The 23,686-nt window shown below is 67.6% G+C and carries 25 protein-coding genes; 14 read left to right on the top strand and 11 right to left on the bottom strand.

Features of this window, described 5'->3' with window-relative positions:
• Positions 1–100: 100 nt before the first annotated feature.
• Positions 101–1,315: a glucose-1-phosphate adenylyltransferase gene (gene glgC / locus BW971_RS10905; protein ID WP_076479475.1), complete on the top strand. Its 1,215-nt coding sequence runs from the start codon at positions 101–103 to the stop codon at positions 1,313–1,315.
• A gap of 21 nt (positions 1,316–1,336) precedes the next feature.
• On the opposite strand, the gene BW971_RS10900 is transcribed toward glgC, so the two are convergent.
• From BW971_RS10900 to cofD, 3 genes are read right to left on the bottom strand one after another with little or no spacing between them, the layout of a single operon-like run.
• A complete protein-coding gene (locus BW971_RS10900) occupies positions 1,337–1,900 on the bottom strand; it encodes an NUDIX hydrolase (protein WP_076479473.1) in 564 nt (187 codons plus the stop codon).
• Positions 1,897–3,246 (bottom strand): coenzyme F420-0:L-glutamate ligase, encoded by a 1,350-nt coding sequence (locus BW971_RS10895; protein WP_143690305.1) that lies wholly within the window; start codon positions 3,244–3,246, stop codon positions 1,897–1,899. The genes BW971_RS10900 and BW971_RS10895 overlap by 4 nt, the downstream gene beginning before the upstream one ends.
• Complete coding sequence (cofD, locus tag BW971_RS10890) at positions 3,243–4,244, bottom strand: 2-phospho-L-lactate transferase (RefSeq protein ID WP_076479471.1); 1,002 nt, start codon at positions 4,242–4,244, stop codon at positions 3,243–3,245. The genes BW971_RS10895 and cofD overlap by 4 nt, the downstream gene beginning before the upstream one ends.
• A gap of 584 nt (positions 4,245–4,828) precedes the next feature.
• On the opposite strand from cofD, the gene BW971_RS21695 reads away from it, so the two are divergent.
• A complete protein-coding gene (locus BW971_RS21695) occupies positions 4,829–5,092 on the top strand; it encodes a WhiB family transcriptional regulator (RefSeq protein WP_200799420.1) in 264 nt (87 codons plus the stop codon).
• 9 nt (positions 5,093–5,101) lie between these two features.
• On the opposite strand, the gene BW971_RS10880 is transcribed toward BW971_RS21695, so the two are convergent.
• Complete coding sequence (locus tag BW971_RS10880) at positions 5,102–5,542, bottom strand: metallopeptidase family protein (RefSeq protein ID WP_083709739.1); 441 nt, start codon at positions 5,540–5,542, stop codon at positions 5,102–5,104.
• Positions 5,543–5,721: 179 nt separating this feature from the next.
• On the opposite strand from BW971_RS10880, the gene BW971_RS10875 reads away from it, so the two are divergent.
• The 3 genes from BW971_RS10875 (at position 5,722) to manA (ending at position 8,603) form a co-directional block, all read left to right on the top strand.
• The gene (locus BW971_RS10875; protein ID WP_076479465.1) at positions 5,722–6,159 is read left to right on the top strand and encodes a DUF3499 domain-containing protein; all 438 of its coding nucleotides are present in this window, start codon (positions 5,722–5,724) and stop codon (positions 6,157–6,159) included.
• A gap of 108 nt (positions 6,160–6,267) precedes the next feature.
• Positions 6,268–7,359 carry a hypothetical protein gene (locus BW971_RS10870; protein ID WP_076479463.1) on the top strand — a complete coding sequence of 364 codons (1,092 nt, stop codon included), beginning with the start codon at positions 6,268–6,270 and terminating at the stop codon, positions 7,357–7,359.
• On the top strand, positions 7,359–8,603 hold the full coding sequence (manA, locus tag BW971_RS10865; RefSeq protein WP_076479461.1) for a mannose-6-phosphate isomerase, class I: 1,245 nt from the start codon (positions 7,359–7,361) through the stop codon (positions 8,601–8,603). The genes BW971_RS10870 and manA overlap by 1 nt, the downstream gene beginning before the upstream one ends.
• 18 nt (positions 8,604–8,621) lie before the next feature.
• Here manA and eccE read toward each other — a convergent pair whose 3' ends face one another.
• A complete protein-coding gene (eccE, locus tag BW971_RS10860) occupies positions 8,622–10,322 on the bottom strand; it encodes a type VII secretion protein EccE (protein ID WP_076479459.1) in 1,701 nt (566 codons plus the stop codon).
• A 129-nt stretch (positions 10,323–10,451) separates the two neighbouring features.
• On the opposite strand from eccE, the gene eccB reads away from it, so the two are divergent.
• The gene (gene eccB, locus BW971_RS10855) at positions 10,452–11,912 is read left to right on the top strand and encodes a type VII secretion protein EccB (protein WP_076479457.1); all 1,461 of its coding nucleotides are present in this window, start codon (positions 10,452–10,454) and stop codon (positions 11,910–11,912) included.
• 9 nt (positions 11,913–11,921) lie between these two features.
• On the opposite strand, the gene BW971_RS10850 is transcribed toward eccB, so the two are convergent.
• Entirely contained in the window at positions 11,922–12,569 is a 648-nt protein-coding gene (locus tag BW971_RS10850) for a TetR/AcrR family transcriptional regulator (protein ID WP_083709734.1), read from the bottom strand.
• A 159-nt stretch (positions 12,570–12,728) separates the two neighbouring features.
• On the opposite strand from BW971_RS10850, the gene BW971_RS10845 reads away from it, so the two are divergent.
• From BW971_RS10845 to nrdF, 6 genes are all read left to right on the top strand, one after another.
• Positions 12,729–13,271: an NADPH-dependent FMN reductase gene (locus BW971_RS10845; RefSeq protein WP_076479455.1), complete on the top strand. Its 543-nt coding sequence runs from the start codon at positions 12,729–12,731 to the stop codon at positions 13,269–13,271.
• 457 nt (positions 13,272–13,728) lie between these two features.
• Entirely contained in the window at positions 13,729–13,962 is a 234-nt protein-coding gene (locus tag BW971_RS10840) for a redoxin NrdH (RefSeq protein ID WP_076479453.1), read from the top strand.
• A 71-nt stretch (positions 13,963–14,033) separates the two neighbouring features.
• A complete protein-coding gene (gene nrdI, locus BW971_RS10835) occupies positions 14,034–14,522 on the top strand; it encodes a class Ib ribonucleoside-diphosphate reductase assembly flavoprotein NrdI (RefSeq protein ID WP_076479451.1) in 489 nt (162 codons plus the stop codon).
• A complete protein-coding gene (nrdE, locus tag BW971_RS10830) occupies positions 14,498–16,702 on the top strand; it encodes a class 1b ribonucleoside-diphosphate reductase subunit alpha (protein WP_076479449.1) in 2,205 nt (734 codons plus the stop codon). Before nrdI ends, nrdE begins: the two co-directional genes overlap by 25 nt.
• A gap of 19 nt (positions 16,703–16,721) precedes the next feature.
• Positions 16,722–17,486: a maleylpyruvate isomerase family mycothiol-dependent enzyme gene (locus BW971_RS10825; RefSeq protein ID WP_234974355.1), complete on the top strand. Its 765-nt coding sequence runs from the start codon at positions 16,722–16,724 to the stop codon at positions 17,484–17,486.
• Between the two features lie 112 nt (positions 17,487–17,598).
• Positions 17,599–18,600, top strand: coding sequence for a class 1b ribonucleoside-diphosphate reductase subunit beta (nrdF, locus tag BW971_RS10820; RefSeq protein WP_076479447.1), 1,002 nt, complete (start codon positions 17,599–17,601; stop codon positions 18,598–18,600).
• A gap of 21 nt (positions 18,601–18,621) precedes the next feature.
• On the opposite strand, the gene BW971_RS10815 is transcribed toward nrdF, so the two are convergent.
• The gene (locus BW971_RS10815) at positions 18,622–19,374 is read right to left on the bottom strand and encodes an SDR family oxidoreductase (protein WP_076479445.1); all 753 of its coding nucleotides are present in this window, start codon (positions 19,372–19,374) and stop codon (positions 18,622–18,624) included.
• Between the two features lie 58 nt (positions 19,375–19,432).
• Between BW971_RS10815 and BW971_RS10810 the strand changes: the two genes are divergently transcribed.
• Positions 19,433–19,897, top strand: a complete 465-nt coding sequence (locus tag BW971_RS10810) for a MarR family winged helix-turn-helix transcriptional regulator (RefSeq protein ID WP_076479443.1) — start codon at positions 19,433–19,435, stop codon at positions 19,895–19,897.
• On the opposite strand, the gene BW971_RS10805 is transcribed toward BW971_RS10810, so the two are convergent.
• The 4 genes from BW971_RS10805 to BW971_RS10790 form a co-directional block, all read right to left on the bottom strand.
• Positions 19,884–20,276, bottom strand: coding sequence for a PPOX class F420-dependent oxidoreductase (locus BW971_RS10805; RefSeq protein ID WP_076479441.1), 393 nt, complete (start codon positions 20,274–20,276; stop codon positions 19,884–19,886). The genes BW971_RS10810 and BW971_RS10805 overlap by 14 nt on opposite strands.
• Positions 20,277–20,330: 54 nt before the next feature.
• Positions 20,331–21,125: a crotonase/enoyl-CoA hydratase family protein gene (locus BW971_RS10800; protein ID WP_407701213.1), complete on the bottom strand. Its 795-nt coding sequence runs from the start codon at positions 21,123–21,125 to the stop codon at positions 20,331–20,333.
• A gap of 62 nt (positions 21,126–21,187) precedes the next feature.
• On the bottom strand, positions 21,188–21,679 hold the full coding sequence (locus BW971_RS10795; protein WP_076479439.1) for a beta-class carbonic anhydrase: 492 nt from the start codon (positions 21,677–21,679) through the stop codon (positions 21,188–21,190).
• A gap of 110 nt (positions 21,680–21,789) precedes the next feature.
• Entirely contained in the window at positions 21,790–22,776 is a 987-nt protein-coding gene (locus tag BW971_RS10790) for an ABC transporter substrate-binding protein (protein ID WP_234974354.1), read from the bottom strand.
• A 283-nt stretch (positions 22,777–23,059) separates the two neighbouring features.
• On the opposite strand from BW971_RS10790, the gene BW971_RS10785 reads away from it, so the two are divergent.
• On the top strand, positions 23,060–23,686 hold a 627-nt coding region (locus BW971_RS10785; protein ID WP_200799413.1), incomplete at its 3' end, for a cbb3-type cytochrome c oxidase subunit I.

Raw genomic sequence — 23,686 nt, 5'->3', positions numbered from 1 at the left:
TGCCCCGGACGCCATCGGTCGATCGGATCCGCGCCCGGTTGTCCCGCAGGTTCGTCTCGACCCTGGCCCGAGCGGTGGAATAGCAGATAGGTTGGACGATGTGAGATCACAGCCGAACGTGCTCGGGATAGTGCTCGCGGGCGGAGAGGGCAAGCGCCTGTACCCCCTGACCGCCGACCGCGCCAAGCCTGCGGTCCCCTTCGGCGGCGCGTACCGCCTCATCGACTTCGTGTTGTCGAATCTGGTGAACGCCGGGTACAACCGGCTGTGCGTGCTGACCCAGTACAAGTCGCACTCGCTGGATCGACACATCTCGCAGACCTGGCGCATGTCCGGTTTCAACGGTGAGTACATCACCCCGGTGCCCGCACAGCAGCGACTCGGTCCGCGCTGGTACACCGGTAGCGCCGACGCCATCTTCCAGTCGCTGAACCTGGTGTACGACGAGAACCCCGAGTACATCGTGGTGTTCGGTGCCGACCACGTCTATCGGATGGACCCGGAACAGATGGTGGACGCGCACATCGCCTCAGGAGCCGACTGCACCGTCGCGGGGATCCGGGTCCCGCGGTCGGAAGCGTTCGCGTTCGGCTGTATCGACGCCGATGCCGACGGACTCATCACCCAGTTCCTGGAGAAGCCCGCCGACCCGCCGGGCACCCCGGACGATCCGGACGCGACCTTCGCCTCCATGGGCAATTACGTCTTCACCACGGAGGCGTTGCTGGACATGATCGTCAGCGATGCCGACGACAACGACTCCGATCACGACATGGGCGGCAACATCATCCCGTCCTTCGTCGACCGCGGCACCGCCTTCGTCTACGACTTCAAGGACAACCAGGTACCCGGTGCGACCGACCGGGACAAAGGCTACTGGCGCGACGTCGGGACATTGGACGCGTTCTACGACGCGCATATGGACCTGGTGTCGGTGCATCCCATCTTCAACCTGTACAACCGACGCTGGCCCATTCGCGGGGAGACCGAGAACCTGGCGCCGGCGAAGTTCGTGCACGGTGGTCTCGCCCAGGAGTCGATGGTGGGTGCCGGCAGCATCATCTCCGCGGCGACGGTACGGAATTCGGTGCTCAGTTCCAACGTCATCATCGAGGACGGAGCCACCGTCGAGGGGTCGGTGCTGATGCCGGGGGTGCGGGTGTGCCGCGGTGCGGTGGTCCGACGGGCGATCCTGGACAAGAACGTCGTGGTCGGCCCGGGCGAGATCATCGGCGTCGACACCGAACGCGACCGCGAACGCTTCGCGATCAGCGCGGGCGGGGTGGTCGCGGTGGGCAAGGGCGTCCGCGTCTGACTTCTCGTCGCCCCGGTCTGGTCAGACGGGTTGGCCCGCGAGCGCGATGAGCCGTGGGATGTGCGGGTATTCGGTGTTCTCCGGGAGCGCGTCCACCGGCCACCAGCGCAGGTCCACCGATTCGCCGCTGCGGCTGATCGGCGGCAGTCCTTCGGCGGGCGCGGCGGTGACCAGGAAGCGCAGGTCCAGGTGACGGGTCGGTACACCCAGCGAGCAGGTGATCGGATGCGTGTGCAGCGCCAGCAGTCCCGATGCCGACAGCTGCAGGTCCGGGATGCCCGATTCCTCACGTGCCTCGCGAACGGCCGCCGCGGAGATGGACTCGTCCTCGGGCTCGCAGTGCCCGCCGAGTTGGATCCACTTGCCCACCCGTGGATGCAGGGTCAGCAACACGTGTCGGTGTTCGGCGTCGAGGACCAGGGTCGACGCGGTGATGTGCCCGGGCACGCTGCGACGCAGACACCCCTCCGGTGCGGCCCCGAGAAAGGCGAGCACTGTGTGCCGCAACGAATCCTGGTCGGAATCCGGTGCCTGCCACGTGGTCAGCAGCGCCACGGTGGAGGCGTGCAGCGACTCCGTGCTCACAACTCCACCACCAGATCACCCAACGCGGCGAGCGGTCGCGGTGACGTCTCGTCGACCGGATGGCCGATGGCGATGGCGCCCAGCGGTTCCCAGTCCGCAGGTCGGCCGAGCTCGGTACGGGCCACTTCCGGCGCGAAGATGGTCGATCCGATCCAACAGCTGCCCACCCCGCGTACCGCCAGCGCCACCAGCAACGCCTGCACGGCCGCACCGGCGGCCACGGTGAACATCGTGTGTTCGGCGCGCCGACGACGCTCGTCGGGGTAGTCGTGTGCGCCGTCGGGGACGAGGAACGGGATCACGAGTTCCGGGGCGTCGTAGAGCAATCGGCCGCGGGCCACCCGCCGGTTCGTGGCCTCGGGCGTGCGGCCGTCCCCGGTCAGATCGGTGCGCCACGCCGCGGTCATCGCCTCCAGCAGGGCGTGTCTGCGATCGGGATCGCGGATCCATACGAAGCGCACCGGGTGGGTGTGATGCGGCGCGGGCGCGGTGAGCGCCTCGCCGAGCGCCGTGCGGATGATGACCTCGTCCACCGGCGCATCGGCGAACGTCCGCACCGAGCGACGCAACAGCTGCGCCTGCGTCCGCCCCAACTCGATCGCCTCCGCGGTACCCAGTCCGAACAGGTCGTCCTCACCACTGCGGATCAGTGCCCGGGCGGTGGAGCCGTCGTCGAGGACGGGCATCCCACGGACCACCGCGACCGGCACACCGCCCAGCTTGCCTTTCACCAGGTCGGCGGCGGCGGCGATCTCGTCGGCGACCGCGATCTCGGTGACGACCAGCGGGTTGCCGTATTCGTCCACCCCACCCTCGTACGGCCAGAGCGCGGCCACCCCGCTGGAACCGATCGCGGCGTCGATCTGGCCGGTGCGCCACGCCCGCCCCATGGTGTCGGTGATGACCACCGCGACCCGTATTCCCGTGGCCGCGGTGACCGCTGACCGCAGTTCCCTGGCGCTGCGATCGGGGTCGACCGGTAACAGCGCGAGCTCGTCGGTGGCCACGTTGGATCCGTCCACTCCGGCGGCCGCCTGCACCAGGCCGTAGGCGTTCTCGGTGATCAGGGTACGATTCCGCCGCGCCAGAACCCGAACCGTCTCGTCGTCGATGAGTTTGCGACGCAACGTATCCCGCTCGTCGGGGTCGGTGGGTGCGGGCACCACCCGACCCTCGGTCTTGGACACGATCTTGCTCGTCACCACCAGGATGTCGCCGTCGCGCAACCATGGTGCTGCCGCGGTGATCGCCGCCGCGAGGTCGTCGCCTGCTCGGAACCGCGGCAGTCCGGGCACCGGGATGATCTCCAGGCGGTCGGCCGCGTGATCGGTCACCGTCCGGGTCATCGCCGGTCTCCGGGCACCGGCACCCCGACGAGGTCGCAGCCCTGCCGGATCATCTCCGCAGTCGCCGCCGGGTCGGTCATCAACAGCGGTACCGAGCGCACCGCGACACCCGGGATGTCGGCGTGCTCGCCCTCGGCGATCAGCCAACCGTCGAGCAGTCCGGTGCCGGAGCGGGCACCGTAGTGTCCACCGACCGCCTCGGCGGTGGTCGGGACACCGATCACCGAGAGGCACTCGTCGGCCATCCCGCGCAGCGGCCGGTCGCCGATGATCGGGGAGATGCCGACCACGGGTGCGCGTGCGGTGCGCAGCGCCCCGCGTATCCCGGGCACGCTGGTGATCGCACCCACGCTGACCACCGGGTTGCTGGGGGCGAGGAAGATGATGTCCGCCTCCTCGATGGCCGCGAGGACACCGGGTGCGGGAGCGGCGCCGTCGGAACCGACCTGCGCGAAACCGTGGGTGGGTATCTGGGCGCGATGGCGCACCCACCACTCCTGGAAATGGATCGCGACCTGCTCACCGTCGGCGCGGGTCACCACCACGTGGGTCTCGTGTCGGTCATCGGTGGCCGGCAGCAGCCGTACCCCGGGCGCCCAGCGTCGGCACAGCGCGGCGGTGACCTCGGACAGTCGATAGCCTGCCGAGAGCATCTGGGTACGCAGCAGATGGGTGGCCAGATCGCGGTCGCCGAGGCCGAACCAGTCGGGGTCGGCGGAGTAGGCGGCGAGTTCCTCCTTGGCGTGCCAGGTCTCCGCGGCGCGGCCCCAGCCGCGCTCGGTGTCGATTCCACCGCCCAGGGTGTACATGCAGGTGTCCAGATCGGGACAGATGCGGACGCCGTGCATCCAGGCGTCGTCACCCACGTTCACGATCGCGGTGACCGTGTCCGCGTCGGGTGCGGGGTCGTCCGGGAAGGGCGTCGCACCGAAGAGTTCGCGGGCACCGAGCAGGAATCGGGCGCCACCGACGCCGCCGACGAGAACCGTGACTTTCACGGGGTTCCACTCTAAGGCCCGTGTCGAGACGCGTATTTCGCGGGAGGAGATGGTAAGAAATTCTCTCTTCGGCTTGACCCCGACCGGACCCGACGTGTCTAATTACAGCAGTGTCATTCCAGGTTCGACATCGAGAATTGTTGAGCGCCACGCTTTTCGATCAGGTGTTCGAAGAGAACCGATGGGTGAGACGACCGACACGGCAAGAAGTGCAGCACGACGGTTTGGAGTCACGGCATCACCCGGTGACGGCGGATGTGGTCCGACAGGCTCATACGACAGCGTGACACGGCAGTGATCGCGTGCGAGCGGCCTCGGACGGGGTCGAACTTCGAATCGCAAGACGCAGACCCCATGAGGGATCCAGTTCGACGAGGAGGCGGGCGATGGCATTCGAGCCCATGACCGGGAACGGCCTGCAACCAGTACACGATGTCCATCCATCCGGAGTCGAACCCCTCGGGGACGGACCGTCGGCAGACGCGGAGATCGGTGACCAGGCGCCGGTGGTCGACACTCCGGATGTGTTCGAGGCGGCCGCGGTGACGGCCACCGAGCCCATGGTGTCGGCGAAGCCGAATCATCTGAGCCTGGTGCAGAACGACTTCGAGGACCTCTTCGACGCGGTCGAAGAGGAGTGGCAGGACCGCGCGCTGTGCGCGCAGACCGACCCCGAGGCGTTTTTCCCGGAGAAGGGTGGCTCCACCCGCGAGGCGAAGCGGATCTGCCAGGGTTGCGAAGTACGTTCCGACTGCCTGGAATACGCGCTGCACAAAGACGAACGATTCGGCATCTGGGGCGGGCTCTCCGAGCGGGAACGTCGCCGCCTCAAGCGCGGGATCGTCTGACACCTACGCTCACCGCTGGTCGGGGTCGATGGTGTCCTCGTCCACGCCGAGGTGGGTCGCCACCTGCTGCACCAACACCTCGTGTACCAGGTCGAGCAGTTCGACACTGCGTTTCGCCCGGCTCTCCAACGGTCGACGAAAGACCACGATCCGCGCCCGCGTCGGACGTCCGCGGGTGTCCATCCCCGCCGGGATCAATCGGGCCAGCGGGATCGGCCCGTCGGCGGTCACCTCGTCCGGCCACTGCACCGTGTCCGGGTCGTGCGGCAACATCCGCGGGATGTCGTCGACGGCGATGTCGAGATCGGTGAGGCGATCGTGCCAGCGGGCGTCGATCTCGGAGAAGGCCTCGAGCACCACCGCGTCGAAGGACTCCGACCGGGTGTTCCAGGCGGGCACGTTCTGCGGCAGCAGCGTCGAGCGCAACCCGCGACCCCGCCGATCCCGCATCCGGCGGGCACGGTGGGACACGTGGCCACCGCGACGTCCGCGGGCATCGGTCGAGTGGGGCACCCGTGGATTCTAACGCCGGTGTCCAGCCTCGCGACGGTGCCGGACACCGGGAGGTCGCCCACGGATCAGCGTGTCACGTGCGCCGCGATCCGACCGTCGGGATAGCCTCTGTAGCTGTGAGGCTTCCCCGTCAGTGCTGCAGACCCGGCTGTGCGCTGCCCGCCGTGGCCACGCTGACCTTCGTCTATGCCGACTCGATCGCCGTGATCGGACCGCTGGCCACCTCGCGCGAGCCGCACTCCTGGGATCTCTGCGAACAGCACGCCGCCGGCATCACGGTGCCGCGCGGCTGGGAGATGATCCGCAGCGAGAGCGGGTTCACCAGAACGCGCCCCGAGGACGACGACCTGGTCGCCCTCGCCGATGCCGTCCGCGAGAACACCCGTGCGTCCGGTGGTGACGTGGCCATGGCGCGCCCGACCACCCGGCGGGCCGTCGACCCCACGAGCGGGTTTCGCGGCGAACGGACACCGCAGTCCGAGCCGCACCGCACCGGTGGCGGTCAACGTCCGCGTAGGCGGGGCCACCTGCGGGTCCTGCCCGACCCCGACTGACCGCCGGTCGACAACCCCCGCGTCGTCCGTCCGGGCGGGCACGAACCGCCGTAACCGCAATTCGGCGCTGACTGGTCACGGTGCACACGTGGTCGATAGTCTGATGCCATGCTCACCGGCACATCTGATCTCGACGATGTCGAGGCCCTGCAGGCCGCCGACGCCGACGGTCTGCTGCACGGGGTGGCGATGGCAGGCGCGCAGGCCCGGGCGGTCCATTCGACGGTGGCCGAGGGGGTACTGAGCGCCCTGGAGGGTCTGCGTCCCCGATCGGTGGTCGTGGTGGCCGCTGCGGGCACGGCCGAGCGGGCGATGGAGTTCGCGATCGCGGTGGCCGGCCCCCGGCTGGACGTGCCCGTCGTCGGTGTGACGGCGCTGCCCGGTTGGGTGGGTCCGTTGGATGTGGTGGTGCTCTGCGGCGATGATGCCGGTGATCCGATCCTCATCGACGCGGGCGATCGGGCGAGCCGTCGTGGCGCGGAGGTGGTCCTGTTGGCACCCGACGAGGGACCCCTTGCCGAGGCACTCGGTGGTCGGGCACTGGATCTGTCGCCGCGAATGCGGGTGCTGCCGCACTTTCGGTTCACCGGATATGTCGCGGGCGTGTTGGCGGTGTTCGGTGCCCTGTCGTCGGTCCGGTTCACCGGCACCCGGGTGGACGTGGCACGACTGGCCGACGCGCTCGACGAGGAGGCGGCCGCGGACGGTCCCGGAGCCGAGATCTTCCACAACGCCGCCAAGCTGTTGGCGGCGCGACTGGGGGAGCAGCCCGTGATCTGGGTCGGGGACACACCGGCCGCTCGCGCGGTCGCGGCGCATGCCGCCACCACCGTCTTGACGGTGGCGGGGACGCTCGGGGCTGTCGCGTCGGTGTCCGAAGCGCTGTCGGCATCGGTGGAGACGACCAGACGAACCGGTGTGAGCGCCGACGACATCTTCCACGACCCGCAGATCGACGGCCCTCGTGTGTCGCCGCCTCGGCTGCAGGTCATCACCGTGCCCGGCAGGGAGTGGTTCGTCCGGCACGGTCTCGGCCCCGCTGTCGAGATGGACGTGCTGACCGCCGGGGACGAGACGCCGCCGCCCACCCAGCCCACCCAGGCATTCACCGACGACCCAGGGGATGTGATCGCTCTGCTCACCGTGGCCCTTCGCATCGAGATGGCGTCGGTGTACCTGCGACTGTCGGCGGCGGCCTGATGCGCGTCATCGAGGGCATCGTCCGTCCGTACGCGTGGGGTTCGCGCACCGCGTTGGCCGACATCCGTGGTCTGCCGACGCCCACCTCACATCCCGAGGCCGAGCTGTGGTTCGGAGCGCATCCGGCGGCGCCGTCACCGACCGTCGGTACCGGGGAGGACCTCCTCGAGGTGGTCACCGCCGACCCGGTGGGCCAGCTGGGTTCGGCCTGTGTGGACGAGTTCGGCACCGATCTGCCGTTCCTGCTGAAGGTGCTGGCCGCGGAGGAACCGCTCTCGCTGCAGGCGCACCCCAGCAGTGCGCAGGCGCGTGAGGGCTTCTCGCGGGAGAACGCACTCGGTATCTCCGTCGACGCCTCGGACCGCAATTACCGCGACCCGCATCACAAGCCGGAGCTCATCGTCGCGCTCACCGATTTCGAGGCCTTGGCCGGGTTTCGGGATCCCTTGCGCACCATCGAGGTGATGCGTGCCCTGCAGGTGCCCGAGCTGGACGGTTTCCTGGGCATGCTGGTCGGACAGCCCGACTCGGGTGGCCTGCGTGCGTTGTTCACCACCTGGATCACGCTGCCGGAGAGTGCATTGGCCACGGTCATCCCCGCGGTGTTGCAGGGAGCGATCAATTATCTCGGTGCCGGACGCAAGGAGTTCGCACGCGAGATGCGGACCGTGTGCGAACTCGGTGAGCAGTACCCGGGCGACCCGGGAGTGCTCGGCGCGATGCTGCTCAATCGGATCCATCTGGACCCGGGAGAGGGGTTGTACCTCGCGGCGGGCAATCTGCACGCGTATCTGCACGGTACCGGCGTCGAGGTGATGGCCAACTCCGACAACGTCTTACGTGGTGGATTGACGCCCAAACACATGGATGTACCGGAGCTGCTGCGGGTACTGGACTTCAGCCCGGTGAACGTCTCGGAGCTGAAACCGCAGATCCGGTCGCTGAACGCGGAACGGATCTACCTCACCCCGGCACCGGAGTTCCGGCTCTCGCGGGTGGAACTCGACGGCACCGGGCTCAGGCACGCGTCATCGATCTCGTTCGACATGCCCGGCCCACAGGTGCTCGCGGTGATCTCGGGTGCGATCGAGGTGCGACCCGATGCCGGCGAACGACTCGTGGTCCCTGCCGGACAGGCGATATGGCTCGGCGACGACGACCCCGATGTGATCGTGCACGCGGCGTCGTCCAGGTCGGTCTTCTTCCGGGCGTTGGTACCGGGGGTCGTGGGCAACCAGCGCTGAGACGGCGCACGCGCCCCGTCAGTGCATCGGTGCCGCGTGCCGGGCGGGCGTCGACTCCGGCGCCGATCGCGTGGCGGTCGACGGATCGGTGTACACCCACTCGTCGGGGGTCGCCACGATGGTGACGTGTACGGTCCCCGCCGCGGTCCGGATCTCCACGTCCTGAGGTGTCCGGTCGTTCTGGGCCAGCAACAGTTGTGCTTGCGGCGGTTCCGCACCCGGCGCCATGACCTGCAGCGTCGTCGACATCGGTGGGGTGGGGCCCACGGTGACGCCGTCGTAGACCGTCAGGGTGACGTCGTTCTCGTGGCCCTCCCACTCATGCTGCAGACACAGCAGCCGGTGGTCGCCGACGGTGGTCACCAGGTGACGCCACCGCTCGGGTCGCGTGGTGCGCACCACGGTGCGGGCACCGATGGCCACCGCGCGCAGCACCACCTGTTGGGCCAGATGCAGCCCGCCGGAGATCACCACGGTCTCGACCCCCGGTCCGACCACCGGGACCGCGACCGCGCGGCCGGTCCGATCGGCACCGATGAGCTGTCCGCAGCCGGTACCCGCGAGACGCAGCGCGTCCAGCACGTCGTCGGCGGTGGCGCCGCGGACCGCTGGCAGGTCGTCGATGGCGCCGATGGCCGAGGTACCGATGGGTAGACCGGCGGCCAGTGCGGCGAACTGGGCACCGGGCAGGGGCAGCAGATACGCGGGGGTCGGCGGCTCGTCGGCGGTTTGCCGGTTCCGGTCGAAGCGGACCAACCCGCTCACCGCGAGCGTTCCGTCGATCCGCGACAGTCGTACCGTCAGCGTGGTGGACACGGCGGCGTCGGTCCACACCCGTTGGGCCACCGCGGGCAGTTGGCCGGGATCCACCGCGAAGGTCTGCATCGACAGCCCACCGGCATCGATCTGGTCCCAGTTCTCCTCGACGGAGTCCAACGACGACCCGTCGAGGAGTTGGGTGGTGGCGCCGGTGATCTCCCTGGCGCTCATGATGTGTGCCGAGAGACCGTGTTCGGCCAGGCGGGTGGCCACGCGGCGGGTCGCGACCGACACCGTCCGCAGTGCTCCGGTGGATCCCCCGCCGCGCCGTGCCACCGCCTCCGGACAGTCCGCGGGCCGGAGTCGCAGCACCACCGACACCGAACGGTGCGCGGTCGCGGCCAACGGGCCCAGCGTGCGTCCGTAGGTCGTCGCGGGCGCGCTGTCACCGTGGATGCGCAGACCCTGGCTGACCACATCCACCGCGGCGAGGGCGATGTCGAACTGATCGAGGCATTCGGCCAGCGCGGACATGGGGAGCAGATAGTCGGTGAGTGATTCCTGCGGTACGAGATAGGTGGCCCGAGGGACAGCCGGCGGGAGGATGCGCACCACGGTGACCAGGCAGTCACCATCCCAGCGGGCGCCGATGGTGGTCGTATCGGGTCCGGGGATGTCGAAGGGGGCCGGGGCCAGATCCGTTCCTCGCCTGCGGGCCCGCGACATCATGAAGGCCGAACGACGGACACCGCGTCCGGCGATCGATCGACCCGCCGCGAGGGGTAACAGCAGTGCCGAGACCACCACCGCGGCGCCCACGGCCAGCCACCACCAGAGTCCCGCCCCGCGCCAGATCAGCAGTGCCGCGCAGATCAGAGCCTCGATGGTCACCAGTGTTCGCAGTGGTAGGACCCGGTGCACCACCCCGTCACGCGGTGCTCCGGCGGTCTGGATGTCCATCGTTCCCCTCGTCCTGGGCGCTCGTAGTCTCGGTTACGCTACCCGAGTCCGACGAGCACTCATCCGTGCTCATGAACGCATGGAGGTGGCTGTCATCACTCGGCCTCGCCGGTACGCACGGGGGTTGCGGTGCCCGCACCACTGACGACGCGGGCACAGGTCAACGGCTACCGATTCCTGTTGCGTCGGTTGGAACACGCGTTGGTCCGGCGCGACGTACGGATGTTGCACGACCCCATGCGATCCCAGCTGCGAGCGCTGCTGGTGGGAACCGTCCTCGGCATTCTCGTCCTCGGCGGTTGTGGGGTCTACGGGATCATCAAACCCCAAGGCACGGTCGGGGATGCGAAGATCGTCCTGGGCAAGGGATCCGGTGCGTTGTTCGTCGTCCTGGGTGACACCCTGCACCCGGTGTTGAATCTCGCGTCCGCGCGACTGATCACCGGATCCGACGAAGCGCCGAAATCGGTCGCGGAGAACAAACTCTCGAACTACCCACGCGGGCCGCTGCTCGGGATCCCCGGTGCCCCGGCCTCGTTGCCGGGCCCGAGGTCGGGCGTGGATTCCACCTGGTCGGTATGCGACACCACCAGCGGTGACACCGTGACCCAGACGGTCTCGACCGCGCCCGCCGAGCTCGGCGCCGGGATCCGCGCCGCCGGTCCCGCCGACGCCGCGCTCGTCCGGCCCGACGGGTCGGAACAGACCTATCTGATCTACGACGGCAAGCGGGCGCGCGTCGACACCGGCAGCGTTCCGGTGCAACGTGGTCTGGGCCTGGAAGGTCAGACGCCCCGCCCGATCAGCGCCGGCTTGTTCAACACGTTCACCGAGGTGGATCCGCTGACCGTGCCGGTCATCGCCGGTCGCGGAGCCCCTGGCCCACTCGGTCGCGGCGATGCCCCGGTGGGTTCGGTCATCAAGGTTCCCGGCCTCGACGGTGCGGTGTCCTACTACGTGGTGCTCTCCGGCGGAGTGCAACGGATCAGCCAGGTGGTCGCCGACATCGTGCGCCTCGCCGACCCCTCCGGTTCGGCCGAGGTCGTGTCGGTGGCACCCGGCGCGTTGTCGGGAGTGCGGACCGTGCAGTCCCTGCCGGTGGCCGACTTCCCGCAGTCCACCCCGCAGCCTGCCGATCCCACAGCTGATCCGGTGCTCTGCTCGAGTTGGTCGCGGGAGCGCGACGCGGATGCCTCGACCAGGTTCCTGATCGGACGTGGCCTCCCGCTGGCCTCCGGCGCCACGCCGGTGACGCTGACCACGGCCGACGGCGGGGGTGAGGGGACCGACCAGGTGTACGTGCCTCCCGGAACCGGCCAGTTCGTGCAGCTGACGGGGTCGGAGCCGGACAGCACCCGGGCCGAGTCGCTGTTCTACGTCTCCGATGCGGGGGTTCGCTACGGGATCGCCGATGCCGACACCGCCAAGGTGCTGGGACTGGGCGACAAGCCGGTGCGCGCGCCCTGGGCCATGGTGTCGTTGCTGGCCGCGGGTCCGTCGCTGTCCCGGAACGGAGCTCTGGTCAGCCACGACGGGATGGGGCCCGACCCGGACGGCCGGGTCGCCACGCTGCCACCGCAGGGCAACTGAGCGGCGTGATCAGACCACGGCGTCGGGTATCAACGCCCGGACCAGATGCTCCCACTGAGCGGTGATCTCCTCGAAGCCGACATGGATGTCGTCGGTGAGGTATTCGTAGGCGGCCGGTTGTAGTGGGGCGAGGACGGCGAGAGCCAGCACCTCGAGTCCCTCGCGGAATCCCATCTCGTGCAACAGCAGTCGAACGTGGGCCGTGGACAGTGAGCTGACCGGGTGGCTGAACCGGGCGGCGCCTGTCGACTCCGCCTCGAGCAGCAATTCCAGATGGGCGGCGGTCATCTTCAGGCGCGCTCGCCCGTAGGCGAGCAGTCGGTCCAGTGGCGGCGCCCCCGGCCCCAGGGGGGCCGGTCCGCTCAGGAAGGCCTGTTGCAGCTCCGACTCGGAGTGATTGAGCAGCGCGTGCATCAACCCGGTGCGGCTGCCGAAGCGACGGAAGACCGTGCCCTTGCCGACGCCGGCCTGCCTGGCCACCGCGTCCATGGTGACCGCCGCCGCCCCCTGGTTGTCGATCAGCTGCTGGGCCGCGTCGAGCAACAGTTGTCGGTTGCGCATCGCGTCGGCACGCATCGTCTCCGAGACCGGGCTCAGGTCGAACCGTGGCAGCGGTCCGCGGCCCGGGCGCGTGTCCGGAGGCTGATCGGTGGGCATCGGTCGAGCCTAACCGGAGGTGCGGACGAGGGCCGCGCCGACGGGAATAATTCCGGACTGCGGTCCGGTTAGTTGTCGTGACGACGTCCGATGCGGTGTGGCGGTGCCGCCGACATGCGCTGAACCGACAGAACGCCGAACCGAGAGAGCGGAGAGAAGATGACCACGATCGTCGCGCTGGTGGGGAGCCTGCGGAGCAATTTGATCAATCGGCAGCTCGCCGAGATCGCCCGGGAGGCTGTCGCCCCGGACGTGGCCGTGGAGATCCACGACGGCCTCGCCGAACTGCCGTTCTACAACGAGGACGTGGACACGGGTGACGTACCGGCGGCCGCGGTCCGACTGCGGACGGCGGTCGCGGCGGCCGACGCCGTGCTGCTGATCACCCCGGAGTACAACGGCACCATCCCCGCGGTACTGAAGAACGCCATCGACTGGCTGTCGCGGCCCTACGGGTCGGGGGCGCTGGTCGACAAGCCGATCGGGGTCATCGGCGCGGCCCTGGGCCGTCACGGTGGCAAGTGGTCGCAGGACGACACGCGCCGAGCGGTCGGTATCGCCGGTGGCCGGGTCGTCGAGGAGGTCGAACTCCGCCTGGGGCCGACCGACGTCGCCACCGATCCACGCCGGAACGCCACGGTCGTCGACCGGGTGGAGGCGGCGGTGCGCATACTGCTGGACCAGACCCCGGTTCGCGTCTGAACGACCCGCTCCGACGCGCCCGCGACACGCCTGCGACACGCCCGGGGTGGCCTCCCGACCTGCGAATACCACGATTGTTATTCGCAACCTGTTGTGTCGCCACCATATGTCAGCCACTAGGTGTAGTGTTTTGCCTACCGACAGGACGAGAGCACAAAGCTCTCGGAGACGTCGGTGAATCACGATCTGACGTGACCGGATGTGGTCGGTTGTCCGTCCTCCCGAAGCCCTCGGGAACGGCGGTGGACCGGCTGTCGCGGGACCGACAAGCGAGGAAGCCTGTCAGACCCACACGGCAGAGTGCGCACCATGCGTCCTCCTCGAACCCGGGCGGCCCCGACGGTCGTGATGCACGGGGTGCCCACGCCGTCCGCGATGTCGGGGAGGTGCCCGCAGCCGCATCTGTCGTCTGCACCGCATGTATCGCCTGAAACCGCATTCGCTAAGGAGCGCCCCAGTGAGCATCACCGTCTACACCAAGCCCGCCTGCGTCCAGTGCAATGCGACCTACAAAGCCTTGGACAAGCAGGGACTGAGCTACGAGGTCATCGACATCAGCGAGGATGCGGATGCCCGCGACTACGTGATGGCGCTCGGGCATCTGCAGGCGCCGGTCGTCGTGGTCGGCGACGAGCACTGGTCGGGTTTCCGTCCCGACCGCATCAAGGCGCTCGCCACCGCCGCAGCCTGACCAGCGGTACCGCGTCCGTCGCACGGCGGATCAGTTCTCTTTCGTCATCCCCGTTCGGAGGTCCGTTCTCCATGACCTCATCCGTGGTCGAGCCGTCCCGGCGGAGTGCGGCGCAACCGACGTTGGTGTACTTCTCCAGCGTCTCGGAGAACACCCACCGCTTCGTCGCGAAGCTGGGACTGCCCGCCGTGCGGATCCCGGTCACCGGTGATGCGCGGGCGCTCACCGTCGACGGTCCGTTCGTGCTGATCACCCCCACCTACGGTGGCGGGAGCAGGCGCCCGGGTGCCGCCGGGTCGGTGCCCCGACAGGTCGTCACCTTCCTCAACAACCCCGACAACCGGGCGATGATGCGTGCCGTCATCGCGGCCGGTAACACCAATTTCGGCGAGGACTACTGCCTCGCCGGTGACATCATCTCGGCCAAGTGTCAGGTCCCGTACCTGTACCGGTTCGAGTTGATGGGCACCGTGGACGACGTCGAACGAGTTCGCATCGGACTCGACCAATTCTGGACCGCACAGGAGCAAACACAGTGTCGCCAACCGCAACCCCAGTGACCGAAGTGCGTGTGGAGAATTCCGCCAGCAAGTCCGGTCAGCACTCCGATCCGGCCGGTCACGTCCCGGGTGAGCTGGACTACCACGCGCTCAACGCGATGCTCAACCTGTACGACGCGGACGGCAGGATCCAGTTCGAGAAGGACCGCGAGGCGGCCAACCAGTACTTCCTGCAACACGTCAACCAGAACACGGTCTTCTTCCACGACCTCGACGAGAAGCTCGACTACCTCGTGGAGGAGAACTACTACGAGGACGACGTCTTCGACCGGTACGACCGTGACTTCGTCCGCGACCTGTTCGCGCACGCCTACCGCAAGAAGTTCCGGTTCCCGACGTTCCTGGGGGCGTTCAAGTACTACACCTCGTACACGCTGAAGACCTTCGACGGGAAGCGCTACCTCGAACGGTTCGAGGACCGGGTCTGCATGGTCGCACTGACGCTGGCCGCCGGGGACACCGCACTCGCCCGCCACCTGGTCGACGAGATCATCTCCGGCCGCTTCCAGCCGGCCACCCCCACCTTCCTCAACTCGGGCAAGAAGCAACGCGGCGAACCGGTCTCGTGTTTCCTGCTGCGTATCGAGGACAACATGGAGTCGATCGGTCGATCGATCAACTCCGCGCTACAGCTGTCCAAACGCGGCGGCGGAGTGGCCTTGTTGCTGTCCAACATCCGTGAGCACGGGGCGCCGATCAAGAAGATCGAGAACCAGAGCTCCGGGGTCATCCCGATCATGAAGCTGCTCGAGGACTCGTTCAGCTACGCCAACCAGCTCGGCGCGCGTCAGGGAGCCGGTGCGGTGTACCTGCACGCCCATCACCCCGACATCTATCGGTTCCTCGACACCAAGCGGGAGAACGCCGACGAGAAGATCCGCATCAAGACGCTGTCGCTGGGTGTGGTGATCCCCGACATCACCTTCGAGCTGGCCAAGCGCAACGACGACATGTACCTGTTCTCGCCCTACGACGTGGAACGCATCTACGGCGTGCCGTTCGCCGACATCAACGTCACCGAGAAGTACGACGAGATGGTGGAGGACAAGCGGATCCGCAAGTCCAAGATCAAGGCCAGGGAGTTCTTCCAGACGCTGGCGGAGTTGCAGTTCGAGTCCGGGTACCCGTACATCATGTTCGAGGACACCGTGAACCGCGCCAACCCGGTCGCGGGCAAGATCACCCACTCCAACCTGTGCTCGGAGATCCTGCAGGTGTCCACCCCGTCGCGATTCAACGACGATCTGTCGTATTCGCACGTGGGTAAGGACATCTCGTGCAACCTCGGATCGTTGAACATCGCCAAGACGATGGACTCACCCGATTTCGGGCACACCATCGAGACCGCGATCCGCGGGCTGACCGCGGTGAGCGATCAGACCGCGATCACCTCGGTGCCCTCGATCGAGCAGGGCAACAACGATTCCCACGCCATCGGCCTCGGTCAGATGAATCTGCACGGGTATCTCGCCCGCGAACGGATCCACTACGGCAGTGACGAGGGTGTCGACTTCACGAACATCTACTTCTACACCGTGTTGTTCCATGCGCTACGGGCGTCGAACCGGATCGCCGCCGAACGCGGTCGGGCGTTCGCCGGCTTCGAGAAGTCGAAGTACGCCTCCGGCGAGTTCTTCGACAAATACCTCGAGCGCGAGTGGCTGCCGGAGACCGAGCGTGTCCGGGAGTTGTTCGCGCACGCGGACATCGACGTTCCCACCCGCGACGACTGGCATGAGCTGAAGGAGGCCGTCCAGCGCGACGGCATCTACAACCAGAACTTGCAGGCGGTGCCGCCGACCGGGTCGATCAGCTACATCAACCACTCGACCAGCTCGATCCACCCGGTGGCCGCGAAGATCGAGATCCGCAAAGAGGGCAAGATCGGTCGGGTCTACTACCCGGCGCCGTACATGACCAACGAGAACCTCGACTACTACCAGGACGCGTACGAGATCGGCTACGAGAAGATCATCGACACCTACGCGGCGGCCACGCAGCACGTCGACCAGGGGTTGAGTCTCACCCTGTTCTTCAAGGACACCGCCACCACGCGCGACGTCAACCGCGCGCAGATCTACGCGTGGCGCAAGGGGATCAAGACGCTGTATTACATCCGGCTGCGCCAGCTGGCCCTGGAGGGCACCGAGGTCGAGGGCTGTGTCTCGTGCATGTTGTGACCACCCGGTGACGGATGCGATGACCACACCGATGACCGTCGAACGGTGGTCGGCGGCGATCGAGGACGACGGTTCCGCGCTCGCCGCCACCGCCGTCGATGCACTGGGGCTCGACGTTCCCACCTGCCCGGAGTGGACCGTGCACGATCTGCTCGGGCACGTCGGTGCCGTGCACCGGTGGGCGGCCGACTGCGTGAGCGGAGCCGACCGCCGACGCGGCCTGTCTGCCATCGAGGTGCCGACCGGGGCCGAGGTGCTGACGTGGTACGTCGCCGGACGCGACGAACTGCTCGCCGCACTGGCTGATCGCTCGCCCGACGACCTGGTGAAGACCTTCGTCGGTGAGCGGCCGGCGACGTTCTGGTACCGCAGGCAGGCCAACGAACTCGCAATCCATCGCTGGGATCTGGAGTCGGCCACCCGACCGGGGGAGCAGCGGACCATCGACGTGGAGCAGGCCGCCGACATCGTCGACGAGTGGTTGGCGCTGTTCGTGCCCCGGTTCGTCGAACTCGGACCCGGGGTCCCATCGGAGCTCGTCGGACGCACACTGCATCTGCACGGCACCGACGACGACGTGACCCACGACACCGAGTGGTTCTGGACGGTCACACCCACCGGCTTCGAATACCGCCGCGAGCACGCCAAGGCGGACGCGGCGGTGCGCGCTGCGGCATCGGACCTCGCGCTGGCGGTGTATCACCGGCGCTCCCTCGCCGACCTCGACGTCGTCGGTGACACGGACACCGCCGCCGCGATCCTCGACCTGATCCACATCTCATGAACACCGCCCAACCCGCGCCCGACATCCCTGTCACCACCGACATCCGCGTCACCACCGACATCTCTGTCAGCACGGACCGACCGCACCACCTCGCTCCAGGAGGCGACCACCCATGACCGCAGGTACGCACAGCCCCGCCGACGGCGCGCCCATCAAACTCGTCAGCCGGGTGTCGGCGATCAACTGGAACCGCGTCCCCGACGAGAAGGACGCCGAGGTGTGGGATCGCCTCACCGGCAACTTCTGGCTGCCCGAGAAGGTGCCGGTGTCCAACGACATCCCCTCGTGGAACACGTTGACCGAGGTCGAGAAGCAGCTGACCATGCGGGTGTTCACCGGGCTCACGTTGCTCGACACCATCCAGGGCACCGTCGGTGCGGTGTCGCTGATTCCGGACGCCACCACCCCGCACGAGGAGGCGGTGTTGACCAACATCGCGTTCATGGAGTCGGTGCACGCCAAGAGCTACAGCTCGATCTTCTCGACCCTCTGCTCCACCAGGGACATCGATGAGGCGTTCCGCTGGTCGGAAGAGAACGAGGAACTCCAGCGCAAGGCGCGCATCGTGATGGACTACTACCGCGGCGAGGACCCACTCAAGCGCAAGGTCGCCTCCACGCTGCTGGAGTCGTTCCTCTTCTACTCCGGCTTCTACCTGCCGATGTACTGGTCGAGCCGCGCCAAGCTGACCAACACCGCCGACCTGATCCGGCTGATCATCCGCGACGAGGCGGTGCACGGGTACTACATCGGTTACAAGTACCAGCGCGGTCTCGAGGTGCAGTCCCCGCAGCGGCGTCAGGAACTCAAGGACTACACCTTCGAGTTGCTCTTCGAGTTGTACGACAACGAGACCGACTACACCGAGACCCTCTACGACGAGGTCGGGCTGAGCGAGGATGTCAAGAAGTTCCTCCGCTACAACGCCAACAAGGCGCTGATGAACCTCGGGTACGAGGCGATGTTCCCACGGGACGAGACCGACGTGAACCCGGCGATCCTGTCGGCGTTGTCACCCAACGCGGACGAGAACCACGACTTCTTCTCCGGCTCGGGCAGTTCGTATGTCATCGGCAAAGCGGTCAACACCGAGGACGAGGACTGGGACTTCTGACCGGGCCGCGCGTGCCGGGTGTCACGCCGCACCGCCGTTGACGCGGATGACCTGCCCGCTGATCCAACTCGCCTCGGGTGCGACGAGCAGGGCGACGGCGTCGGCCACCTCGCCCACCTCGCCGAGTCGCGCGGCCGGCGCAGCTTTCTCGATCGCGGCCAGTTGTTCGGGTGTCTTGCCGTCGGCGAACATCGCCGATCGGATCAGTCCCGGCGCCACCGCGTTGACGGTGATCCCGCGCGGGGCGAGCTCCTTGGCCGCCACCCGGGTGAAGGTCTCCACCGCGGCCTTGGCGGCCAGGTAGACACCCATCCGTGGTGTGGCCACCGCGACGGCCGTACTCGACAGGTTGACGATGCGACCACGGTCGGCGAGATGTGCGGCGGCAGCGCGTAGGCCGTTGTAGGTGCCGCGCGCGCTGACGTCGAAGACCCGGTCGTAGTCGTCCGCGGCCATCTCGTCCAGTTCGCCGAGAATGCTGACCCCGGCATTGTTCACCAGGATGCCGACCTGCCCGTAGGTCGACGCGGCCGCACCGAACAACCGCTCCATGTCCGTCGCCGATGCGACATCGGCCCGCACGGATGTCGCCCTGCCGCCTGCATCGACGATGGTGCGGACCGTCTCGGCTGCCGCATCGGCGCCGTTGGCGTAATTGACCACCACCGGATGTCCTTCGGCGGCAAGGCGTTGCGCGATCGCACGGCCGATTGATCGAGATCCTCCGGTCACGATGGCGGCCGTGGAACTGTCGACTGTGCCTGTGGTTGTCATGACAACCACAGTACTCGCGATGGTTGTCGTGACAACCCGCACTCCCTAGACTGGGTCGATGGCGACCGACCAAGCCCTCACACCGGCGGAACTCGAGCTCTGGCATGCGTTCAAGCTCGCAGGCGAGGCGGTCAACGCGGGGGTGGAACGGGATATCCACATGGCGTCGGAACTCACCGGACCCGAGTTCGGCGTGCTGACCCGGCTGGTGGACCTCGGCGGGGGAACGCTTCGCCAGATGGAGCTGACGCAGTCGATGCGGTGGAACAAGAGCAGGCTGTCGCACCAGATCACCCGGATGGAGAAGCGCGGTCTGGTGGCCCGGAAGGCCACGGATGCGGTGGTGACCGTACAGATCACCGACGCGGGTCGGGCGGCTCTGCGACCGGCGCGACCCGCCCATGCCCTGTCGATCCGAGCGCATCTCATGGACAAACTGGACGCGGCCCAGCGAATCGCCCTCGCGCAGGCGTTGTCCGCGCTGGTGGAACGTCGATCCGACGGTTCGACTACTTCCGGGTGAACTGCTCCGGTCGCAGGTTCAGGATCACCCGGTCCGCCGAATCGGCGGGCGGCTCGGTGTCGGGGTTGCCGTACCGCTGACCCAGCAGCACGAAGAATGCGCCCGCGGGATCCTCCTCGACGGACTCGAGCTGCCCGTGCGCCTCCAGGTAGCGGTACGGGTTGTCCGGATCGGTGACCACGAAGGAGAAGTTGGGGTTCGCCTGTAGATTCCGGTATTTCTTCCGGGTGCTGGTGTGGGTGAACCGGAGCAACCCGTCCTGCCAGATGAACCACATCGGGCTCGCGTTCGGAACACCGTCGGGGGAGACCGTGGCCAGCACTCCCACCACCGGACGCTCGAACAGGTCGGAGTAACCGTCGGGAATCGTCGTCGCCATGCGACTCATCGTAGAGGGAGCGCGCGGTCGGTGATCGCGTGCGGTGAGCAACCCTCAGCCGTCACGGTCGGGACGGCTGGTGGCTCCGTGTCGGCCCGCACCGCCGACGAAAGCCGTTGCGCCGCTCACTGCATCGGCGGACAACGAGATCATGCCGTGTTCGTGTTCGACCGCCAGCGCCTGCTCTTCGGTGAGGCCCGCGCTGTCCATGGTCGAGAGTCGGTCGTGACGCAGGCAGGTCTGCGGGAATCCCGCGATCTGCTCGCCCAGGGCGATGGCCGCGTCGAGTGCGGTGCCGCGCGGGACCACCCGGTCGGCCAATCCCATCGACAACGCCTCGTCCGCGTCGACCGCGCGTCCGGTGAGGATGAGGTCGAGTGCACGACCTTCGCCGATGAGTCGGGGCAGTCGGACGGTTCCGCCGTCGATCAGCGGGACGCCCCAGCGGCGACAGAACACGCCGAACACCGCGTCGTCGGAGCAGACCCTCAGGTCCGCCCAGACGGCCAACTCCAGGCCGCCGGCCACCGCATACCCCGACACCGCCGCGATCACCGGTTTGCCGAGACGCAACCGCGTCGGACCCATCGGACCGTCACCGTCGGGCGCGACGCGGTTGGGGGTGCCGGTGGCGACAGCCGTGAGGTCGGCGCCCGCGCAGAACGTGTCGCCGTGTCCGAACAGCACCGCCACCGATGCGTTCGGGTCGTCGTCGAAGGTACGAAAGGCCTCCGCCAGTGCCTCGGCGGTGGGTCGGTCGACGGCGTTGCGCACCGAGGGTCGGTTGATTCCGATGGCGGTGACCGGTCCATGGCGCTCGACGGTCACCGTCTCCAAGTCGACTGTCACGCTCACAGGTCTACCGCAGGTCCGGCCGACTCGGACCGCGTGTCGACCGATTCGACCGTCGATCAGGCGGTGACCTCGTTCAGGCGTCCGGTGGCGACGTCGAACACGAACCCGCGCAGTGAGGTGGTCTTGGTGACGAACGGACTGTTCTCTATGCGTCTGATGGACTGCCGGACGTCGTCGTCGAGGTCGCTGAACGACTCCGCCGACCACGCCGGTTTGACGCCGATCTCCTTCTGCAGGTCCGCCTTGAAGCCGTCGTCGGTGAAGGTGAGCATCCCGCAGTCGGTGTGGTGTATCAGGATGATCTCGGTGGTGCCGAGCAGTTGCTGGCTGATGGCCAACGAGCGGATCTCGTCGTCGGTGATGACCCCGCCGGCGTTGCGGATCACGTGGGCCTCGCCGTCGTGCAGACCCAGGATGCGATAGACGTCGAGTCGGGCGTCCATGCAGGCGACCACGGCGACGTGCTTGCTCGGCGGCAGCGGCAGCGGTCCGTCGAAAGTGCTCGCGTAGTCGGCGTTGTTGGCGAGGAGTTCATCGGTGACAGTCATGCCCTCGATGCTCCGGTGCGCATCTGTGCATGAGAACCGTTGAGGTCAGGGCGGGTTTAACCCATTCGTTCGTCGTGATCCACGCCGGCCTCGGTCGGCGACGGCGCAGGTCAGCCCGAGAAACCGTTGAGGGACTGCTGCACGTCGAGCATCACCCAGCGCGCCGCCGTCGGGCCCGATGCGGTGAACCAGATCGGGTCGTCGACGACGAAGGTGCGTTGCCACGACGGTGCACCCATGTCGAGCCAGCGGTCGCTACGCATCACCGAGGTCCCGTGCTTCTCACCTGCGGGGCTGTCGAAGGCGATGTAGATGATGTCGGCGTCGGCGCCGTCGAAGGTGTCGGGGGTGACCACGGCGTCGCCGGGTGCGCGCTGGGTGGCGGGTCGTTGAACACCCATCAGGGCCAGGATCTGCCCGGCGAAGGACGACGTGCCCATCAGGGTCTCGGAGTCGGTGCCGAATCGCACCAACGAGGCCTGGCTGTGGGTGGCGTCGATGCCCTTACCGATCGACTTCGCCTTGGCGGTGAAGTCGGCCAGTAGTTGATCCGCGGCGCCGCGACGACCCAGACCCTCGGCGACCGCACGGAAGCGGTCCTGCCACGAAGCGTTCGGATCCACCGACACCGTGCGCGCCGATCCGAAGGGGGATGCCGCACCCTCGTCGCCCACCACCACGTCGGGGCGGGCGGCCGCGGCGCGGATGGCGTCGGCGGGTGACCCGATGGTCGGCAGCGAACTCACCGACCGGCCCAGATAGGTGGGGATGGCCCCGGGTTTTGCGACCACGGCGACCACTTTGCTCTGCAACCCGAGGGCGCAGATATCGTCGAGCAGCCGTGGATCGGTCACCGCGATACGCGCGGGGTCGACGGCGTCCTCCACCGGGGCGGGCGCGAGGCAACTCGAGTCGACATCACGAGCGGGGGCCACGTAGTTCGCGCCGGCGATCTTGGTGGGGGTGATCGATATGGACTCCTCACCCGCCGGTCGCGCGGAGTCGGCTCCGCACGCGGTACCGGTGACCAGCAGCAGTGCGACGAGACCGGACAGCGCCGCCATCCCGGTCCGGCTGCGTGACGACGACGACTTCACCTGAGTGTTCTCTCGACCTGTTGTTCTCTCGGCCGCCGGGTTCGCTCGGAACTCCGACGGGCTCTGACCTGCATGGACCCCGGTCCGAGGGATGGCGGCGGGGCGATGACGACCCGACAACGCTAACACCTGAGATCGCGCTCACCGAGGTGCCCACGCCCTCGCCGCGGTCTTACGACGCTGTGTAGGACCCACGCGGTCGGAGGTCGGCCGAGGGGCTACCATCGCACTCGACGAAGGTTCACACGTGGCCCCAGCTCGGGCCGCTGCGGCAGGAGGATTCGTGACAGCTGTTGAGCAGCCGGTGTCGGTGGTGCCGGAGCGGCCGTTTCCGGCGCGGTCGGGGGCCAAGGGTTCGTTTGTGTACAAGATGGTCACGACGACGGATCACAAGACGTTGGGGATCATGTATTTGGTCGCGTGTTTTGTGTTCTTTTTGATCGGTGGGTTGATGGCCTTGTTGATGCGTGCGGAGTTGGCGCATCCGGGGATGCAGTTTTTGTCGACGGAGCAGTTCAATCAGTTGTTCACCATGCATGGCACGGTGATGTTGTTGATGTATGCGACGCCGATCGTGATCGGGTTCGCGAATGTGGTGTTGCCGTTGCAGATCGGGGCGCCGGATGTGGCGTTTCCGCGGTTGAATGCGTTCAGTTTTTGGTTGTTCGTGTTCGGGTCGACGATTGTGATCTCGGGGTTCATCACGCCGGGTGGGGCGGCGGATTTCGGGTGGACGGCGTATACGCCGTTGACGGATGCGGTGCATTCGCCGGGGGCGGGTGCGGATTTGTGGATTCTGGGGTTGGCGGTGTCGGGGTTGGGCACCATTTTGGGTGCGGTGAACATGGTGACGACGGTGGTGTGTTTGCGGGCGCCGGGTATGACGATGTTCCGGATGCCGATTTTCACG

Source organism: Williamsia sterculiae (assembly GCF_900156495.1).
GTDB classification, from domain to species: domain Bacteria; phylum Actinomycetota; class Actinomycetes; order Mycobacteriales; family Mycobacteriaceae; genus Williamsia_B; species Williamsia_B sterculiae.
Note: the sequence above shows the minus strand (reverse complement) of the source record. Positions and strands in the feature narration are given on the sequence as shown.

What these genes read in the sequence shown, in the direction of transcription:
- BW971_RS10895 (WP_143690305.1), bottom strand. Translation starts at nt 3,246, where the DNA reads ATGACCCGGACGGTGACCGATCACGCGGCCGACCGCCTGGAGATCATC.
- BW971_RS10880 (WP_083709739.1), bottom strand. Translation starts at nt 5,542, where the DNA reads ATGCGGGATCGGCGGGGTCGCGGGTTGCGCTCGACGCTGCTGCCGCAG.
- BW971_RS10870 (WP_076479463.1), top strand. Translation starts at nt 6,268, where the DNA reads ATGCTCACCGGCACATCTGATCTCGACGATGTCGAGGCCCTGCAGGCC.
- manA (WP_076479461.1), top strand. Translation starts at nt 7,359, where the DNA reads ATGCGCGTCATCGAGGGCATCGTCCGTCCGTACGCGTGGGGTTCGCGC.
- eccE (WP_076479459.1), bottom strand. Translation starts at nt 10,322, where the DNA reads ATGGACATCCAGACCGCCGGAGCACCGCGTGACGGGGTGGTGCACCGG.
- BW971_RS10850 (WP_083709734.1), bottom strand. Translation starts at nt 12,569, where the DNA reads ATGCCCACCGATCAGCCTCCGGACACGCGCCCGGGCCGCGGACCGCTG.
- BW971_RS10845 (WP_076479455.1), top strand. Translation starts at nt 12,729, where the DNA reads ATGACCACGATCGTCGCGCTGGTGGGGAGCCTGCGGAGCAATTTGATC.
- nrdI (WP_076479451.1), top strand. Translation starts at nt 14,034, where the DNA reads ATGACCTCATCCGTGGTCGAGCCGTCCCGGCGGAGTGCGGCGCAACCG.
- BW971_RS10825 (WP_234974355.1), top strand. Translation starts at nt 16,722, where the DNA reads ATGACCACACCGATGACCGTCGAACGGTGGTCGGCGGCGATCGAGGAC.
- nrdF (WP_076479447.1), top strand. Translation starts at nt 17,599, where the DNA reads ATGACCGCAGGTACGCACAGCCCCGCCGACGGCGCGCCCATCAAACTC.
- BW971_RS10815 (WP_076479445.1), bottom strand. Translation starts at nt 19,374, where the DNA reads ATGACAACCACAGGCACAGTCGACAGTTCCACGGCCGCCATCGTGACC.
- BW971_RS10810 (WP_076479443.1), top strand. Translation starts at nt 19,433, where the DNA reads ATGGCGACCGACCAAGCCCTCACACCGGCGGAACTCGAGCTCTGGCAT.
- BW971_RS10805 (WP_076479441.1), bottom strand. Translation starts at nt 20,276, where the DNA reads ATGGCGACGACGATTCCCGACGGTTACTCCGACCTGTTCGAGCGTCCG.
- BW971_RS10795 (WP_076479439.1), bottom strand. Translation starts at nt 21,679, where the DNA reads ATGACTGTCACCGATGAACTCCTCGCCAACAACGCCGACTACGCGAGC.